At 52.8% G+C, this 17,373-nt stretch carries 16 protein-coding genes and 1 pseudogene; 7 read left to right on the forward strand and 10 right to left on the reverse strand.

Going from position 1 to position 17,373, the window contains the following annotated elements:
- Nucleotides 1-316: 316 nt before the first annotated feature.
- Nucleotides 317-445 carry a hypothetical protein gene (locus N7268_RS02320; protein WP_260861667.1) on the reverse strand — a complete coding sequence of 43 codons (129 nt, stop codon included), beginning with the start codon at nt 443-445 and terminating at the stop codon, nt 317-319.
- Nucleotides 446-818: 373 nt separating this feature from the next.
- Here N7268_RS02320 and N7268_RS02325 point away from each other — a divergent pair.
- Nucleotides 819-999, forward strand: a pseudogene (locus N7268_RS02325) (cytoplasmic protein); the annotation flags it as partial.
- Nucleotides 1,000-1,202: 203 nt separating this feature from the next.
- Here N7268_RS02325 and N7268_RS02330 read toward each other — a convergent pair.
- The 5 genes from N7268_RS02330 to N7268_RS02350 all read right to left on the reverse strand — a co-directional run bounded on the left by N7268_RS02330 (nt 1,203) and on the right by N7268_RS02350 (nt 6,164).
- Nucleotides 1,203-1,502, reverse strand: a complete 300-nt coding sequence (locus N7268_RS02330) for a DUF1889 family protein (protein ID WP_198905702.1) — start codon at nt 1,500-1,502, stop codon at nt 1,203-1,205.
- Nucleotides 1,503-1,638: 136 nt separating this feature from the next.
- The gene (locus N7268_RS02335; protein WP_260861668.1) at nt 1,639-3,459 is read right to left on the reverse strand and encodes a diol dehydratase reactivase subunit alpha; all 1,821 of its coding nucleotides are present in this window, start codon (nt 3,457-3,459) and stop codon (nt 1,639-1,641) included.
- Between the two features lie 10 nt (nt 3,460-3,469).
- Complete coding sequence (locus N7268_RS02340) at nt 3,470-3,898, reverse strand: glycerol dehydratase small subunit DhaB3 (protein ID WP_198905699.1); 429 nt, start codon at nt 3,896-3,898, stop codon at nt 3,470-3,472.
- Between the two features lie 2 nt (nt 3,899-3,900).
- Nucleotides 3,901-4,485: a propanediol/glycerol family dehydratase medium subunit gene (locus N7268_RS02345; RefSeq protein WP_260861669.1), complete on the reverse strand. Its 585-nt coding sequence runs from the start codon at nt 4,483-4,485 to the stop codon at nt 3,901-3,903.
- An 11-nt stretch (nt 4,486-4,496) separates the two neighbouring features.
- The gene (locus N7268_RS02350) at nt 4,497-6,164 is read right to left on the reverse strand and encodes a propanediol/glycerol family dehydratase large subunit (protein WP_198905697.1); all 1,668 of its coding nucleotides are present in this window, start codon (nt 6,162-6,164) and stop codon (nt 4,497-4,499) included.
- 398 nt (nt 6,165-6,562) lie between these two features.
- Here N7268_RS02350 and N7268_RS02355 point away from each other — a divergent pair, with 398 nt between their 5' ends.
- The 4 genes from N7268_RS02355 to N7268_RS02370 are packed head-to-tail and all read left to right on the forward strand — an operon-like array spanning nt 6,563 to nt 9,080.
- The gene (locus tag N7268_RS02355) at nt 6,563-6,991 is read left to right on the forward strand and encodes a GlcG/HbpS family heme-binding protein (protein ID WP_260861670.1); all 429 of its coding nucleotides are present in this window, start codon (nt 6,563-6,565) and stop codon (nt 6,989-6,991) included.
- Between the two features lie 22 nt (nt 6,992-7,013).
- A complete protein-coding gene (dhaT, locus tag N7268_RS02360) occupies nt 7,014-8,177 on the forward strand; it encodes a 1,3-propanediol dehydrogenase (protein WP_260861671.1) in 1,164 nt (387 codons plus the stop codon).
- A gap of 18 nt (nt 8,178-8,195) precedes the next feature.
- Nucleotides 8,196-8,549: a glycerol dehydratase reactivase beta/small subunit family protein gene (locus N7268_RS02365; protein WP_260861672.1), complete on the forward strand. Its 354-nt coding sequence runs from the start codon at nt 8,196-8,198 to the stop codon at nt 8,547-8,549.
- Nucleotides 8,550-9,080 (forward strand): cob(I)yrinic acid a,c-diamide adenosyltransferase, encoded by a 531-nt coding sequence (locus tag N7268_RS02370; protein WP_260861673.1) that lies wholly within the window; start codon nt 8,550-8,552, stop codon nt 9,078-9,080.
- Here the strand turns inward: N7268_RS02370 and dhaR are convergent.
- Both dhaR and N7268_RS02380 read right to left on the reverse strand, forming a co-directional pair.
- Complete coding sequence (gene dhaR / locus N7268_RS02375) at nt 9,058-10,983, reverse strand: dihydroxyacetone kinase operon transcriptional regulator DhaR (protein WP_198905691.1); 1,926 nt, start codon at nt 10,981-10,983, stop codon at nt 9,058-9,060. The genes N7268_RS02370 and dhaR overlap by 23 nt on opposite strands.
- Nucleotides 10,984-11,076: 93 nt before the next feature.
- Nucleotides 11,077-12,174 carry a glycerol dehydrogenase gene (locus N7268_RS02380; RefSeq protein WP_260861674.1) on the reverse strand — a complete coding sequence of 366 codons (1,098 nt, stop codon included), beginning with the start codon at nt 12,172-12,174 and terminating at the stop codon, nt 11,077-11,079.
- A gap of 563 nt (nt 12,175-12,737) precedes the next feature.
- Between N7268_RS02380 and N7268_RS02385 the strand changes: the two genes are divergently transcribed.
- Nucleotides 12,738-14,396, forward strand: coding sequence for a glycerone kinase (locus tag N7268_RS02385; protein ID WP_260861675.1), 1,659 nt, complete (start codon nt 12,738-12,740; stop codon nt 14,394-14,396).
- A 61-nt stretch (nt 14,397-14,457) separates the two neighbouring features.
- Here the strand turns inward: N7268_RS02385 and cfa are convergent, their stop codons facing one another.
- Entirely contained in the window at nt 14,458-15,612 is a 1,155-nt protein-coding gene (gene cfa / locus N7268_RS02390; RefSeq protein WP_260861676.1) for a cyclopropane fatty acyl phospholipid synthase, read from the reverse strand.
- A 130-nt stretch (nt 15,613-15,742) separates the two neighbouring features.
- Here cfa and N7268_RS02395 point away from each other — a divergent pair, with 130 nt between their 5' ends.
- Complete coding sequence (locus N7268_RS02395) at nt 15,743-16,528, forward strand: AraC family transcriptional regulator (protein ID WP_260861677.1); 786 nt, start codon at nt 15,743-15,745, stop codon at nt 16,526-16,528.
- Here the strand turns inward: N7268_RS02395 and N7268_RS02400 are convergent.
- Nucleotides 16,525-17,307: a siderophore-interacting protein gene (locus tag N7268_RS02400; RefSeq protein ID WP_260861678.1), complete on the reverse strand. Its 783-nt coding sequence runs from the start codon at nt 17,305-17,307 to the stop codon at nt 16,525-16,527. The genes N7268_RS02395 and N7268_RS02400 overlap by 4 nt on opposite strands.
- Nucleotides 17,308-17,373 lie beyond the last annotated feature (66 nt).

Consider the following 17,373-nt stretch of genomic DNA (forward strand, 5'->3'; position numbering starts at 1 on the left):
ATTTATTGACAGCGTAATCCTTTTAATTACCTGACATTATTTAATGTAAACATTTATCCGCATCAGGATAGATTGGCATTCTCACGTTTAGATATTTTGTCAGTTTGGTAACTTACAAGATAATGACGATAAGTAAAACTGTACATATTATACAGTTATAATAAACGAAGATTAATGGCAAGGCGTTTTTATTGCCAGTAGAGCACAATCACAATATTTTTTTCGTTTTCATTAGAATCATGTCTGGCACTCTCAGTAGATCACACTTGTGGCATCCCTGCCCCAGAGCGCTGCGGGTATTACCGACAGTCCAAAATTAATAGCAGGTGCCACCAGCATGATGACTACCAGTACCGCCATGCGGATGAGTGCCTGATGGGCAGGCATTAGCAGCACTTGCGAAACCAGCAACAGCCAGGACAGCAATCAAAATCAGCTTTTTCATGATCATTCTCTTTTTTAACGAAAAGGCGCCAAGGCGCGTTATCTTACGTAGTCGTGCTATACAGCACATCACGAGTGAATTTACGGCGGAAAGGCGCATCGTCACAACAGAAATGCGTTCGCCAATATAAAAAGAGCATGTACATCTGAAAAGCTATATTCGTTTGATGAATTGTGCTTTGAGTAAAAGTTAAATTTTCGCGAGTGGCGACAGTATTGTTAATTACTATGATTTGATGTCCGTATTATAATCTAACCATTCCAACCTCCGAATATGTCCCCTTATGTATCTCAGCCCATGACATATGGCCGATACTAACGCACCTCTCAAACCCCGATAATTACCCTCCCCCAAAAAATAAGGAGATAAAAATATGGCTCTTAAACCTGGAGAAAATTCAGGAAACAACGGTGGAATCTATGTGGAAGTTGGCCCAAGAGGCGGTGTGAAAGATAATTTCGCAACTATTGCGGACAACAAAACAGCTCCACCAACTCAAAACCCCAAAAGCTACTGGAAGTTGGCCAAAAGAACACCTAACAGTAAACGTAAATGATTGATAGCAGGCGCTACTTTGAGTAGCGCTTATTTCTGACATCTGGTTTAGCTTAGAATTAAAAGAAAACACAACAGGCGGCGTTTTGGGATTATGCCACTCTTACAACCCTTCCAGACACGAGGATGTTGCTGGCAATGCTTTTGGACGCCGCCATCGGGAGATGGAAACGTCCAGTTAGCGTTTGATTCGATAGTCAGCTCACACTAATGCTTTGAGCTGCTCCTGCATATAGGCCGTAAAAAACTCAGGGTTCTTGATAAGCATACGGTTACCCGATGCCACTTTCTCTGCCCATCCAGCCACTTTTTTTGTGAACTCGGGATTCCATCCCTCCTGTTCGCCGCGAGCAGTAATCTCGGCTGCGCTGGCTGGTACACCTAACTCATTCAAATACTTTAAAATTCCCTTGGCCGTACTTTCATCCATTGAATGCGGCACCGATGCCGATGTGTTCATACCACCAATAAAATCCAGTGCTTTCTCAATCGCTGTTGGCATGCTCTTATCCTTAAATTAACCACGTGATAAACACGTTTATAATATGAACCCAACTCAGCGGGGATATCAAAGAGAACGTTACCTTTATTTGATTTACCCCGCAGCCAAACGCTTGCTGTGGTGATTTTCTGCTCTATTATAGCGTGTCTGGCGCGGCTCCGGCTAAAACCAGCCCGGTTGCAACCGCGTTGCGCGGCCCTTCGGTACCACGAATATTCCCCTGCCCGGCGACGACGCCGTAATGCGCCAGCGCTTCGGTGATCATTTGTGGGATCTCAAAATCCAGCGATGAGCCTCCCACCAGCACCACAAACGTCATATCGCGAATTGAGCCGCCTGGCGAGACCAGACGTAACGCGCGCAGGCAGTTGCTCACAAAGACCTTCTCTTTTGCCTGACGACGCACCAGGCGGATTTTCTCCAGTGACGTCTGATTTTCAATGGGGATCAGCTCGCCGTCTTTCAGATACACCACCTTGGCAAATACGGATGGACTTAGCGGTTCGCGAAAAAACTCCACCGCGCCGTTCTCGTGGCGAATGCTGAACAGACTCTCCACCTTCGCCAGCGGGTATTTTTTAATTTCCTCCGCCAGAAAAGCATCGTTCAGACCAAGCTCCGTTTTAATCAGCAGGCTGACCATATTCCCCGCACCCGCCAGATGCACCGCGTTTACCCCACCATCACGATGAATAATGGCAGCATCAGTGGAGCCCGCCCCCAGATCGAGGATCGCCAGCGGTGCGGCGCATCCGGGCGTGGTCAGCGCCCCGGCTACCGCCATATTGGCCTCCACACCGCCCACTTCAACAGGTGTGCTTAGTCGCTTGCTCAACTCGCTGGCAATCGCCTGCATCTGTAGCCGGTCGGACTTCACCATCGCCGCGATGCCCACGGCGTTTTCCATCGCATGCTCCCCCGCGATGCCACCCAGCACTTTACGAGGGATAAACGTATCTACCGCCAGCAGATCCTGAATATGCACCGTGTTCATATCCTGCCCGCTCAGCGAGGCCATCACCTTACGCACACGCTCCAGCATTCCCCCTGCGTGAGTACCCGCTTCCCCGCGGATATCACGCACCGGCGCACAGGCGCTCATCGCCTGCATGATAGCCTGTGCCCCCTGCGCCACGTCCGCTTCACCACTTCGCTTTTCACCACGGACAAAGATCTTGCCCGCCGGGATCACCCTTGAACGCACATCCCCTTGCGGTGTTTTCAGCACCACGGCGGAACGGTTGCCAATCAGCGCTCTGGCGATGGGGACGATGGTTTGCGTTTCCTCAGGCGTCAGGGCAAAGAAGGTTGCGATACCGTAGGGATTCGACAGCACGCGAACCACCTGGCCGGCAGCCGCGACTTCAACGGCCGCCAGCACACCTTCCGGGACCTTCTCCAACAGAGTGACCTCATCAATAACCGGCATCACCCGATGCAGACGGTTATTGACCAGCACGCCATCGTCTTTTTTCAGGATCGCCGCCACCACGTTCACGCCGCGATCCAGCGCCTCATTGATCAGCCACACCACTTCAAGGAAATCCCTCTCTTCCCCCACCAGTGGGATCCAACCTTGCGTTAGCTGATCCTTGCTCAGCGATGCCAGCTTATCCACAGCGATCGTGGTACCCATCCCCACCCCAACGCCGCCCGGCGTTTGGGGGTTATGCCCAATCATGGTCGATTCAGTAATGATGGTTTCCGTGATCGTTTCCATCGCGACATCGCCAATCACCGGCGCGGCTTCGTTGATACAGATTTTCTCCACATCACTTAGCGACCATGGGGTTTTATCCAACGCCTGTTGCAGGGAAGCTATCACCCCGGCGATATTGTCCCGCGTGCCTTTCATGCCCGTGGTGGCGACAATCCCGCTGGCAACGAACCGGCCATGCTGTGCCAGTGCCACTTCCGTCGTGGCATTACCGATATCAATCCCCGCAATTAACGGCATAACGCCTCCGTCACTGATTACCTTTACGCAGTTTATTTCTCTGTTGATACACTTCGGCTGACTCACGGACAAACCCGGCATTCACCGTAGCGTGCCAGGTGTGTTCCAGCTCATCGGCGATGGCCAGAAGTTCCGCCATGGAAGATCGAAATGGGCGTAGCGCGTTGTAAATCTCCAGGATGCGGGCATCCGGGATGGCGATCAGCTCCGCCGCGCGACGAAAATTACGCGCCACAGCATGGCGCTGCATCTGCTCGGCAATCTGCGCCTGGTACTCCAGCGTTTGCTGAGAAATACGCACATCCTGCGGACCGACATGCCCGGCCAGTACGTTCTCAAGGGTAATATCGGTTAATGGTTTACCGGTTGGGGTCAGGATCTTCTCCGGGCAGCGAGTCGATAACGGATAATCCTGTGCAGTCATGATGTTTTCGCTCATGGTCATTCCCTTACTAATGCAACGTGCAGAGTGACAGGCGCGGCATCCTGCACCACATGTTTGGTTTCTTTGATGTGAAACAGCGCGGCTTTCGCCATAAATTTCGGGCGCACCATTTGGTCATTGACCACTGGAACAGGTGAAGGCGACTCTTTACGCGCATAGCGCGCGGCGTTTTTACCGATCTGGCGATAGGTTTCCAGCGTCAGCAGCGGGGCCTGCGAAAAAAGCTCAAGGTTGCTCAGCGGCAGCAAATCGCGCTGATGGATAACCGTTGTGCCTTTCGACTGGATGCCAATCCCAATGCCGGAGCCGCTAAGGTTTGCCGCATCCCAGGCCATAAAGGAGACATCTGAGGTACGCAGAATTCTGACGACCCGCGCATGCAGCCCCTCTTCTTCAATCCCGGCCACCAGCTCTTTCAGGATTGCCTTGTGCAGCATATCAATCAAGGTCTTGTGCTGGTATTTATCAAAGGCCGGTCCCACGCCAATCACCACCTCATCAGCGCGGACATCCGCTGTTGCTGCCTCGCCTTCACAGACCTGCAAGGTGAAAACCGGCTTACGTTCAGTTGTGCATTCCACGGTATACCGCCTTATTCAATCGAGCTGGGCTGAACCACGCCCGCGATATTTTTAATTTCCGCCCAGCGTTCGGCAGAGATGCGATAGCCGGTCCCGGGTCCCTGATAGTCATTGATGTCATTGACCGCGCTGACCACATCGAACTGGCGGTCAAGAATGGCGGACGTTTGCAGGTAATCGCCGGTCACACGCTGTCTCAGCATATTGAGAATGTTGTTGGCGATGTCCTCGAAGCCGCTGGCGCTCAATGCGCCGACAATATCCAGCCCGGTAATGTTGCGCTTCATCATCTCTTCCACCGCAGCCAGATCTTCCACCACATTGCGGGGCGGCATATCTTTGCTCCCGTGCGCATACGTTGCGGCCTCTACCTCATCATCGCTAATGAGCGGCAATCCCAACTCACGGAATACAGCCTGAATGGCGCGGGCGGCTTTATTACGGATGGCGATGGTTTCCGCTTCGGTGACCGGACGTAAACCGCCATCAACCATCAGATCGCGTTGCAGGATGTTGTAATCGTCAAAGTCTTCAGCATCAAAGTTCGACCCGGCAAACATGTTGTCGTAGTTCGGTACCGCGCTGTAGCCGGAGAAGATAAAGTCGGTGCCGGGCAACATCTGCATCAATGTGCGGGCGGTACGGCGAATATCGGAGTGTGAGAAGGTCTGGTCATTAGCTGATGCCACTTCAAGGTCGAGCATTGAGGCGATCAGATTTTCCGCCAGTACCGCACGAATGCCCGACGGTACCGCGCCGGTCATCCCGATACAGCTGACGGCACCGTTTTGCAGCCCCTGAACACCCGCGCCCTTGGTGATAAAAATGCAGCGCGATTCCAGATACAGCATCGATTTGCTTTCTGAATACCCCATCAGCGCTTCCGACCCCGTACCGGAGGTATAACGCATCTTCAGCCCACGAGAAGCATAGGCCGAAGCGAGAAAGGCTTTTGACCAGGGCGTATCATCGCCGTCGGTAAATACCGATTCCGTCCCGTAGACCGATACGGTTTCGGCGTAGCTGGTTAACCCACGCATCCCCAGTTCCAGCTCTGTCGCTTCTTCAACAGAGCATTGAGTGAGCACGCCAGGGCGACCACATTGGGACCCCACCAGCAGCGCCAGCGCGTTGAACGGCGCATAGCGCGCGATACCCACCGTGGTTTCTTGCTCGGAAAAACCACGGATCCCAGCTTCAGCCGCATCGGCTGCAATCTGCACCGGGTTATCTTTCAGGTTAGTGACGTGACACTGGTTAGAAGGGGTACGTCTGGCGCGCATTTTTTGCAACGCCATCATCATCTCCACTACGTTCATTTGTGCCATCACTTCCACCGCTTTCGCCGGGGTGATGGCAGTGGTCACCGCAATAATCTCTTCCCGACTGACGTGGATATCCACCAGCATTCTGGCGATTTCCAGCGCGTCGAGCTGCATCGCTTGCTCAGTCTGCGCCACGTTAATGGCATAGTCGGCAATAAAGCGGTCAATCATGTCGAACTGTGCGCGGTCTTTACCGTCCAGCTCGACAATACGACCATTTTCTACCTTCACAGAGGAAGCGGGATCGTAAGGGCTTTCCATCGCGACAAGCCCTTCTTCCGGCCACTCACCAATGAGCCCATCCTGATTAACAGGCCGCTGGGCAAGGACTTCGAATCGTTTTGATCTTCTCATAGCGCATTGACTCAAAAGTTAAAAAAACAGGAACGCCGGGCTGTATCGCCGGAGGTGGAAACCCCTCAGCCATCGCCTTTATTCAGCAATAGCCGAACTTTAAATGAGCAAGACAATAAAAAAATAAAATTAATTACGTTCCAATTTGGCACGTAATTAATTCTCACCGTTTCAGAATGGAACGCCAACCCGGAATATTCACGAAGAATTGTGATGGGGTTAAATGATCATTATCAAAAAACACACAAGGCTAATAATTAATGTGGCTTCACTGGTATTTTCACCCTCTTGACTTAATAACGTGCGGCGTGAAAATAAAGAAAACGCAATGATGATAAAAAATAGCTGTCGCACGAAATTTTTCGTGACCTCGGCCCTACACGTACACAGGAGAGATTGTGAATAAGAGCCAGCAAATTGCCACCATTACCCTGGCGGCAGCCCAGAAAATGGCAGCCGCCGTCGAAGCAAAAGCACGTGACATCAACGTTCCGGTGGTCTTTTCCGTCGTTGACCACGGTGGCAACACGCTGCTGATGCAGCGTATGGACGAGGCATTTGTCAGCAGTTGCGATATTTCACTTAATAAAGCCTGGACCGCCTGCTGTTTACGTCAGGGGACTCACGAAATTACCGATGTGGTACAACCCGGTGCTTCACTATATGGATTACAGCTGACTAACCAACAGCGCATTATTATTTTCGGCGGTGGTCTGCCTGTCATGATAAACGGAAAAACAATCGGTGCTGTCGGCGTAAGTGGCGGCACTGTCGAACAGGACAAATTATTAGCCGAAACGGCATTGAATTGTTTCTCTGAATTATAAATGAAATCTAAGAAGGTATATTATGAGCTATCGTATGTTTGATTACCTGGTGCCGAATGTTAACTTTTTTGGTCCCAATGCTATTTCCGTTGTCGGTGAACGTTGCAAATTATTAGGCGGTAAAAAAGCGCTGCTGGTGACCGATAAAGGTCTGCGGGCAATTAAAGACGGCGCAGTAGATAAAACGCTCAGCCATCTGCGTGAAGCGGGTATTGAGGTCGTGGTTTTTGACGGCGTCGAGCCAAACCCAAAAGACACCAACGTACGCGATGGTCTGGCGGTATTTCGTAAAGAGCAGTGCGATATTATCGTCACTGTCGGCGGCGGCAGCCCGCACGACTGTGGTAAAGGCATTGGCATCGCCGCTACCCACGAAGGCGATCTCTACAGCTATGCCGGAATTGAAACCCTGACCAACCCGTTGCCCCCCATCGTGGCGGTCAACACCACCGCGGGTACGGCCAGCGAAGTGACTCGCCACTGCGTGCTGACGAACACGAAAACAAAAGTGAAATTCGTCATCGTCAGCTGGCGTAACCTGCCGTCGGTCTCCATTAATGATCCATTGCTGATGCTCGGCAAACCCGCGCCGCTGACCGCCGCCACCGGGATGGATGCGTTGACCCACGCCGTTGAAGCCTATATTTCGAAAGACGCTAACCCGGTCACCGACGCCGCCGCAATCCAGGCAATCCGACTGATCGCCCGTAATTTACGCCAGGCCGTCGCGCTGGGCAGCAACCTGAAAGCCCGCGAAAATATGGCCTATGCTTCGCTGCTGGCGGGTATGGCATTTAACAACGCCAACCTCGGCTACGTGCACGCCATGGCGCACCAGCTTGGTGGCCTGTATGACATGCCACACGGTGTGGCGAACGCCGTTCTGCTGCCGCACGTGGCGCGCTATAACCTGATAGCCAACCCGGAAAAATTTGCCGACATCGCGGAGTTTATGGGCGAGAACATTGACGGTCTGTCCACGATGGACGCCGCTGAACGGGCAATTCACGCCATCTCTCGTCTTTCTGCCGATATTGGTATTCCGCAGCATCTGCGCGAACTGGGCGTCAAAGAGGCCGATTTCCCGTATATGGCGGAAATGGCGCTGAAAGATGGCAATGCTTTCTCGAACCCGCGCAAAGGGAATGAGAAAGAGATTGCTGAGATCTTCCGCCAGGCTTTTTGATTGAAAAAGGGGGACGCCATGCCACTTTCACCACCCGGTGTACATCTGTTTTATCACTCGCGCTGGCAGAATACCCGCGAGCTTGATGAGCTGTGCTGGGGGCTGGAGGAGCAGGGTGTCCCTTGCCAGGCAAGGTGTTGTGATGAGAATGCCAGTGCGCTGACGCTCAGCAAACGGGCGGCAAAAAGCTCAGCGTTGCGGGTAGGTCTCGGGCTTAACGCAACCGGTGATATTGCCTTAACCCATGCACAGTTGCCCAACGATCGGGCGCTGATCCGCGGGCATATCGCCGCCGGAGTGACGCAGATCCGCACGCTCGGTGCCAACGCCGGTCAACTGGTGAAAGTGCTTCCCTTCAGCGAGATAACATAAATGTATCGTATTTATACCCGAACCGGCGATAACGGCACCACCGCGCTGTTTGGCGGTCGGCGCATCGACAAAGATGACATCCGCGTGAATGCCTATGGGACGGTGGATGAACTGATTTCCCAGCTTGGCGTCTGCTATGCCACGACCCGGCAACCCGCGTTACAGCAAGATCTGCACGCCATTCAGAAAACGCTGTTCGTGTTGGGCTCGGAACTCGCCAGCGATGAAAAGGGTCTCGCTCGCTTAACGCAGACGATTAACGCCGGAGATATTCAGGCGCTGGAGCAGTTGATTGACCGCAATATGGCACAAAGCGGCCCGCTTAAGGCGTTTGTGATCCCGGGGAAAAACCTGGCGTCGGCGCAGTTGCACGTCGCACGCACGCTGTCGCGACGGCTGGAACGTATTCTCATCGCAATGGACAAGGCAGTGACCGTGCGCGACGAATTGAAGAGCTATATCAATCGTTTATCCGATGCCCTCTTCTCCATGGCGAGAATCGAAGAAACTACTCCAGATGCTTGCGCTTAAACTGGCTGGCGTCGATATCGTACTGCTTCATCTTGCGCCACAGCGTAGTACGGCCAATGTTCAGCAGTTGCGACATCTCCTGCACACGCCCGCTGGTTACGCGCGCGGCGTGGATAATCGCCTCTTTTTCGATGGCCGTAAACGTCAGGCTGGCAGGAAGCAGTGAGGAAGTCGTATCACTGCCGGGGCGTTCGGCAAACAGATAATCAGGCAGATTACTCAAGCGAATATGGCCGTTATCGCTGCTGATGGCGATGTTTTCGATAATGCTGTTCAGCTCAAAATCGTTGCCCGGCCACGAGTAGGCCACCAGTTGCGCCAGCGCATCGTCATCGATCTTCAGGCTGGTTGAAAAGCGTTTTTTCAGGCTATTCAGGCGCGTATATATCAGCGATGGAATGCTGTTACGCCGCGCCCGTAGCGGCGGGATGACGATCTCAAAAGAGTGCAGCGCATAGTAAAGCTGGCGGCTAAAGCGGTTTTGTTCCACCAGATTGGCGAGATCCACGGTGGTGGTGGCGATCACTTTCACATCTACCGGGATCAGGCGGCGCGCATCAAGGCGGGTCAGAACGCCCTGTTTTATCACCTGCAGCAGCGCAGACTGGAGTTCCGGCGCCAGATACTCAATTTTTTCCAGAAACAGCGTGCCACCGTTTGCCAGTTCAAGGCGGCTCAGCCGACCGTTTTCATCATCGGTTGGCGCACTGCCCATAAAATCCTGCCCCAGTACGCTGTTGGCATACAGCTGGCAGTTAACGGCGATGTACGGACCGCTGGCGCGTTCGCTTTCATTATGAATGGCCTGACTCAGCAGCTCCTTACCCACCCCCTCTTCCCCACACAGCAGGATCGGGAAACTCCCCCTCGCCGCCTGGCGACCGAAATGGATCAGCCGCCGGGTTTCCGGGTCATCCGTCGACATCTGTTCAAAGGTATGGCTGACCTTGCCTAACTGGCTGGTCATCAATTGGCGCATTTGCTCGACCGGATGCAAGAGCAGAATAAAGCTATTGCCCTGCTCTTCTACAATCGGCTTCAGGGTAATGACAGCATCCACAAACTGATGCTGACTCTCAAAGGTGACTTCGACGTGATTCAGGCCACGGGCATGCTTAATTGCACGGCGCAGCAGCGTGGGTAAATTGACCAGGTCGTGAATGTTTTTACCCTGGCTGGCCTGAGCGTCCAGATGCAAAAGCATCGCGGCTCGCGCATTGAGGAACTGCAATACGCCCTGCTCATTCCAGGCCATCACGCCATCATCCATACTCTCCAGCAATCCGTACATCTGATTCAGATGACGGTTAGATTCGGCTAACAGACTGTCGGTCAGCAAAGAATTACCGACTTCTCTGGCAATCGCCAGCGTCAGGGAGAGATCAGAAACGGACTCATGCTCGACCAGACAGCAGAGTGAAATGGAGCCAAACAGCCGTCCGTGGTTATCGAACACCGGCGTTGAGCAGAATGACCAGGGATGCAGCGCCTGTTTAAAGTGTTGATCGCCAGAGGTTTTGGTCGGCTGTCCCGGCATCGTCGCCAGCGACAGCGCACAGCTACCAATAATGCTCTCGGCACAGTAGCTGCCGTCACGAAAACCCAGCTCCGCCAGTTGTTCTACCGTTTGCGGATCGCCGCAACGGCTGAGAATACAGGCCGACTCATCCAGAATCAGCAGCGCACAGGGGCGTCCATCCATAAACTCCCAGGCATCTTCCAGCGCGGCCTGACCAATCGTCAGTAGCGCAGTCTTGCGGCGGCAAATCGACTCAAACGTCAGCCCTTGTGCCTGATGCGGCGCCTGCCAGGTTTCCCGCTGCATAAATTTGCTGCAGCGATGCCATGACTGAGCGATGACCGAAGAGACGTCCTTTTTGAGTTCCTGAGTGTGCGCCGTCATATCCCTTTCCGCTGTTTTACCCTGGACAACCCCTCCGGCAGAGACTGTCAGAGGGGAGAGAAGATGCCGGAAAAAAGGCTTACCGACGTCTGATTAACGTGCCAGCCACTGCTGTCCCAGCAGGTCTGCCGTCAGAATAGCGGCATGTACGCTGTCTGGGGTCACCGGGAACGGCATATTATGGATGGTTTCACCTTCTGCACAGGTGGCTTTCGCGACGGCATGGATTTTATCATCAATGCCCTCTTTCACACCCATTTGCGCCAGCGTCACCGGCAAGCCGACTTTCTGACAGAAATCCAGCACGGTTTCAATCTCGTCCATTGGGCTGTTTTGCAGCACCAGTTGCGCCAGCGTACCGAATGCGACCTTCTCACCGTGGTACAAATGGTGGCACTCTTCGAGAATCGTAAAGCCGTTATGAATAGCATGTGCGCCCGCAAGACCACTGCTTTCAAAACCGATACCGCTGAGATAAGTGTTGGCTTCAACAATACGTTCCAGCGCGTCGGTGACTACGCCTGCCTGCGCGGCTAAGCGAGCCTTTTCACCTTCTGCCAGCAACGTATCATAGCACAGGCGCGCCAGGCTCAATGCCGCCGCCGTGGACTGCCCACCCGCCATGCTGGTCGCTCTGGCGTCATAACAGGCTTTAGCTTCAAACCAGGTAGAGAGCGCATCCCCCATTCCGGCAACCAGCAGACGCACTGGCGCTTTGGCGATAATTGCCGTATCCATCACCACCATATCCGGGTTTTTCGGGTAGATCAGGTACTCTTCAAATTCCCCGGCTTCGGTGTAAATCACCGACAGAGCGCTGGTTGGCGCATCGGTAGAGGCAATCGTCGGAATCACTACCACCGGCAGCTTCTGGTAGTAGCCAATCGCTTTGGCGGTATCCAGCGTTTTCCCACCGCCAATCCCCACGACGCCACGGCAGCCGTGTTGTTTCAGAATGGCAATAAGACGATCAATTTCCACATGGCTGCATTCGCCGTTAAAGCGCTCTGCGTGGCAGCTAATCCCATGATTGTGGAGGCCATTAAGTACTTTTTCCCCCGCCAGCTTCATCACGAAATCATCCGCAATCACAAAAAAGCTGTCCGCCAGGTTTTTAGCGTATTGACCAAATAAGGTAGAAGCGTCAGGACCCTGGAGATATTTGGCTGGAGATTGAATAACTTTTAGCATTCCTTTCATCCTCAAATAAGTACATGTTTTTACATGATGAGCCCTGGCGTTTACCTGTTTAGCCTGATGCTGAGCGCTAAAGCAGAGCGGTACCGGAGCGATGTACTCACTGTAGGGCGAGGCGTGCACAAAAAAATCTTTCGTCTTTTTGTTCTGATATGAAACAGATAAAAATAGCTGACGTTCCATATTGAAACGCTTAACCCTAAATTTAATACGGTTTGCGATCCCGATCCGTTCATTTGCGCTCATTTCAGTACAGAACACACAAACCGGATAGGTCTTTTACCTTCCCGTCACGGTAAAGACCGTCAAAAAATCCCCATCCATTCGCGATAAACGCCGCTAATGTCAGGAGAAAAAAGCGGTGCAGGGTCGCATTGCGCGCTTTTTTCGCACAATCACGTTCCATTTCGGAACAAAAAAGAACATTCGCGTTTCGTAATGAAACTCATTTTGCTGCAGTTTTTTTCCGCGCTGACTCCGCCAGAATCTCTCCATCGCCTCCGCGCCATGACAGGGCATCCGGGGGTTTGTTTTACACTCAATCGCCAGGAGCTGTTATGTCTCAATTCTTTTTTAACCAACGTACCCATCTCGTTAATGACGTCATCGAAGGTACGATTATCTCCAGCCCGTGGAACAACCTGGCACGTCTGGAGAGCGATCCCGCCATTCGCATCGTGGTGCGTCGCGATCTCAACAAAAATAATGTCGCGGTGATCTCCGGCGGTGGCTCAGGGCACGAACCTGCCCACGTCGGATTTATTGGCAAGGGTATGTTAACCGCTGCCGTGTGCGGCGACGTGTTTGCCTCCCCGAGCGTGGATGCGGTACTGACGGCCATTCAGGCCGTGACTGGTGACGCGGGCTGCCTGTTAATCGTGAAGAATTACACTGGCGACCGTCTTAACTTCGGTCTCGCCGCAGAGAAAGCACGTCGGTTGGGTTATAACGTCGAAATGCTGATCGTCGGTGACGACATTTCACTGCCGGATAATAAACATCCTCGCGGTATCGCCGGAACCATTCTGGTCCATAAAGTCGCGGGCTATTTTGCCGAGCGCGGCTATAACCTCGCGACGGTCCTGCGTGAAGCACAATACGCGGCGAACAACACCTTTAGCCTGGGTGTCGCGCTTTCCAGTTGTCATCTGCCGCAGGAAACCGAGGATGCACCACGTCAACATGCAGGTCAGGCGGAACTGGGGATGGGGATTCACGGTGAGCCTGGCGCGTCGGTGATTTCCACGCAAAACAGCGCGCTGGTTGTCAATCTGATGGTAGAAAAGCTGGTTGCCGCCCTACCGGAAACGGGTCGTCTGGCGGTGATGATAAATAATCTCGGCGGCGTGTCGATTGCGGAAATGGCCATTCTGACCCGCGAACTGGCAAACAGCGCGTTGCATCCGCGCATCGACTGGCTTATTGGACCGGCCTCACTGGTTACGGCGCTGGATATGAAAGGCTTCTCGCTGACGGCCATCGTGCTGGAGGAGAGCATCGAAAAAGCACTGTTAACCGAAGTGGAAACCAGCAGTTGGCCAACGCCCGTGCCGCCACGTGATATCACAACCGTACCGTCATCGCAGCGCAGCGCGCGCGTGGAATTCCAGCCTTCAGACAACGCGCAGGTCGCCGGGATTATTGAGCGGGTTACCGGAACGCTTTCCGATTTAGAGACACACCTTAATGCGCTGGATGCCAAAGTGGGCGATGGCGATACCGGGTCAACCTTTGCCGCGGGTGCGCGCGAAATTGCCGATCTGCTGCATCGCCAGCAGCTTCCGCTTGCTAACCTTGCCACGTTGTTCGCACTGATTGGCGAGCGTCTGACCGTGGTGATGGGCGGTTCCAGCGGCGTACTGATGTCTATCTTCTTCACCGCAGCCGGTCAGAAACTGGAACAAGGTGCCGGAGTCGCTGAAGCACTGAATACGGGTCTGGCTCAGATGAAGTTTTACGGGGGTGCGGATGAAGGCGATCGCACAATGATTGATGCCTTGCAACCGGCCCTGACCGCGCTACTCGCGCAACCTGAAAACCTGCAGGCCGCCTTCGACGCCGCGCAAGCAGGCGCAGAGCGTACCCGCCTGTCGAGCAAAGCCAACGCGGGTCGCGCATCTTACCTTAATAGCGAAAGCCTGCTCGGTAATATGGACCCCGGCGCACATGCTGTCGCGATGGTGTTTAAAGCGCTGGCAGAGAATGAATTGAGCTAAGTTTTCGTCCCAATAAAAAAACCGGAGTCAGTTCATTGAGCTCCGGTTTTTTTCTGCGCGATTAGCGATAAACGCGAAGACCGCCTTCTACGCCTCGACTAAACAGCACCTGCCAGAGTTCAATATCTCTGGCGCGGAACGCCCCGGCGCATGCACATAAATAGTAATTGAACATCCGTCTGAACGTCGCGGAATAACGCGGAGACAACTCCGGCCAGGCCTGATTAAAACGCTGGTGCCAGGCCATCAACGTTTTATCATAATCACTGCCAAAGTTATGCCAGTCCTCCATCACAAACCGTGACTCGCTGGCTTCAGCAATATGAGAGATCGCCGGCAAACACCCGTTAGGGAAAATATACTTATTGATCCACGGATCGACGCTCATCCCTTTTTTATTGCTGCCAATCGTATGCAGCAGGAAAAGTCCGTCGGGTTTTAAACAACGGTCTGCAATGCTGAAATAGGTGTCGTAGTTTTTCGGCCCGACGTGTTCAAACATGCCGACAGAGACAATACGATCATAGTGTTTATCGAGATCGCGATAGTCCTGAAGCAGAATAGAAACATCCAGCCCCTCGCAGCGCTGCTGCGCCATTTTTTGTTGTTCCTGCGAGATGGTGACCCCTTCTACCGCCACGCCATAATGACGCGCCGCATATTCTGCAAGGCCTCCCCAGCCACAACCGATATCCAGTAAGCGCATGCCCGGTTTAAGCTGCAGCTTCTCGCAAATCATTTTTAATTTTGCATTCTGCGCCTCTTCTAAGGTCTCCGCTTCTTTCCAGTAGCCGCAGGAATATTGCATGTAAGGATCAAGCATCAGGGCGAAGAGATCATTCCCTGTATCGTAATGTTCCTTACCGACAATCCAGGCGCGGCTGCGCGACTGCAAATTAAAGAGGCGTGCGCTGGCAATGCGCAAAATATCTTTCAGATTACCCGGCATCTTTTGGTCGAGTTTTGCTTTCAGGATTTTGCAGAACAAAATATCGAGCCGTTCGCAGTCCCACCAGCCTTCCATATAGCTTTCGCCAAGCCCTAAAGAACCTTGTTGCAGTACCCGTTTAAAGAAACCGGTGTGATGAAGTTGAATGTCCCAGGCACGCGTACCATTAATCTGGATATCAGCCTGCTGGAGCAGCTCTTTCCCCATCCGCGTCCAATTATCATTTTTTTCATTTACGATTACTGCATCTGAACAAAGCGTGCTCATGGTCTTTACCAAAAGTGGACTAATAATTCTTAGGCAAGATTATTATGGAAAAGAGATTGTATGTATTATGATTTGAGGACAAGATCTATCGAGCAGAGGCCACAGAATCGGGAGCATTGCGCATTTATTTATGGAAACCCTCACACAGAAACAGTGGAATTCCTTCCCGGATGACTCCGTCGCTGAGCTGCCGCAGGACGTTTACTTTCGCTCGTATGTGCTGGAGGCCAACAACCATGTTCCGCAGCACACCCATTCTTTTATGCAGTTTCATTTTGCCCGCAAGGGCAGCATGCGTATTGATGTCGCCGGGAAGTGCTGGATAATCCCCGCGCATTATGGCATCTGGATCCCCAATAATACGGAGCATGCGGTCTGGGCGCTGGATGATGTTTATTTAGAGAATCTGGATATTAAACCGGACTTTCTGGAACAGCCCATTAACGAGTGTAAAGTGGTTGCCATCAGTGATTTCGCCAGAGAATTTATTCATTACGCAACCAACTTAATTTCAGGTCATTATGATAGCCAGTCTAAAGAGGGAAAACTGGTTAGCGTCCTGGTCGATATTATTTTGCAATTACCGGAAGTGGCGTTTGTATTACCCTGGCCGCAGGATCGCGAATTAACCAAAATCTGCCGGACAATACAAGAATCCCCGGCATTAGAACATTCCGTTGAGTATTGGGCGCAGCATCTCGGTATGTCGGCCCGCACCTTTTCGCGTCATTTCAAAAAAGAGACAGGATTACCCTTCAGCGTCTGGAAGCAAAAAATGCGTATTCTAGAATCCGTGTTAATGCTGAAAAAAAATAAAAGCGTGACCGCCGTTGCGCTCGACGTGGGGTATTCGAGCACCGCGGCGTTTAGCTATGCGTTCCGCCAGGTATTTGGCGTGCCCCCGTCAAATTATTAACGGGTGGAATTGCGGTGATGCCAGTAGGCTGCCGCACGTACCCGTTGCTGATCGAACGCCTCGGTTTCAAAGCGGGCGCTCAGGTTTTTTACCGCTTTTCCTTCACCGGTGATCCAGATGAAATAATCATCCGCAGGGACGTTCAGTTGCGCCAGCGCATCATTCACCGCCTGCTCGTTATGACCGACAAACCACTGAATCGCAAATCCGTCGAGATGGGCCAGGTAATCCTGGCAGGCAGCATCCTGCACGCTCACCAGCGCCATTACATTCGGACGTACCGCTAAACGGCTGAGCGCTTCCAGCCGGCGGCGCAATGCTGGCATACCTGACTCATCACAAACATACACCTGGTACGCGTAATCTTCCGGCACCACCAGCGAACCACGCGGGCCGCCAATCGTCAGTTTGTCACCTTCACGGGCATGCTTCGCCCAGGTACTCGCCACGCCGCCCTCATGCAGGTAGAAATCCAGCGCCAGTTCATGGCGCGCTTCGTCATACAGCGGTGTGTAATCCCGGGAGACAGGACGGATTCCTTCAGCCCAAACGATGCCCTCATCGGTGACCGTTGGCGGCACAAACTGTGTGCCGGGTTCAGGGAAAAAGACCTTGGAATGGTCGTCAAAGCCGCGTGAACTAAAGCCCTCCAGAGCATCACCGCCGAGCACGATACGCTGAAAGCCCGTGCTGATACGTTCAACGCGCAAAACGGTGAGTTCACGAAAACGCAGCTCATGACGAACGCGCTGGGGGTAGCGTGAGGTGTTTTTTGTCATTTTTTCGCCTTAATGGGGATAATACGATATATCTAAATTATCATTTTAAATGATAATGATTGCTAA

The organism is Citrobacter sp. Marseille-Q6884 (genome assembly GCF_945906775.1).
In the GTDB taxonomy this organism is placed as follows: Bacteria; Pseudomonadota; Gammaproteobacteria; order Enterobacterales; family Enterobacteriaceae; genus Citrobacter.

Coding starts and splice junctions, on each gene's coding strand:
- N7268_RS02400 (WP_260861678.1), bottom strand. CDS start 17,307: ATGACAAAAAACACCTCACGCTACCCCCAGCGCGTTCGTCATGAGCTG.
- N7268_RS02320 (WP_260861667.1), bottom strand. CDS start 445: ATGAAAAAGCTGATTTTGATTGCTGTCCTGGCTGTTGCTGGTTTCGCA.
- N7268_RS02365 (WP_260861672.1), top strand. CDS start 8,196: ATGCCACTTTCACCACCCGGTGTACATCTGTTTTATCACTCGCGCTGG.
- N7268_RS02380 (WP_260861674.1), bottom strand. CDS start 12,174: ATGCTAAAAGTTATTCAATCTCCAGCCAAATATCTCCAGGGTCCTGAC.
- N7268_RS02385 (WP_260861675.1), top strand. CDS start 12,738: ATGTCTCAATTCTTTTTTAACCAACGTACCCATCTCGTTAATGACGTC.
- N7268_RS02335 (WP_260861668.1), bottom strand. CDS start 3,459: ATGCCGTTAATTGCGGGGATTGATATCGGTAATGCCACGACGGAAGTG.
- N7268_RS02370 (WP_260861673.1), top strand. CDS start 8,550: ATGTATCGTATTTATACCCGAACCGGCGATAACGGCACCACCGCGCTG.
- N7268_RS02340 (WP_198905699.1), bottom strand. CDS start 3,898: ATGAGCGAAAACATCATGACTGCACAGGATTATCCGTTATCGACTCGC.
- cfa (WP_260861676.1), bottom strand. CDS start 15,612: ATGAGCACGCTTTGTTCAGATGCAGTAATCGTAAATGAAAAAAATGAT.
- dhaR (WP_198905691.1), bottom strand. CDS start 10,983: ATGACGGCGCACACTCAGGAACTCAAAAAGGACGTCTCTTCGGTCATC.
- N7268_RS02350 (WP_198905697.1), bottom strand. CDS start 6,164: ATGAGAAGATCAAAACGATTCGAAGTCCTTGCCCAGCGGCCTGTTAAT.
- dhaT (WP_260861671.1), top strand. CDS start 7,014: ATGAGCTATCGTATGTTTGATTACCTGGTGCCGAATGTTAACTTTTTT.
- N7268_RS02330 (WP_198905702.1), bottom strand. CDS start 1,502: ATGCCAACAGCGATTGAGAAAGCACTGGATTTTATTGGTGGTATGAAC.
- N7268_RS02395 (WP_260861677.1), top strand. CDS start 15,743: ATGGAAACCCTCACACAGAAACAGTGGAATTCCTTCCCGGATGACTCC.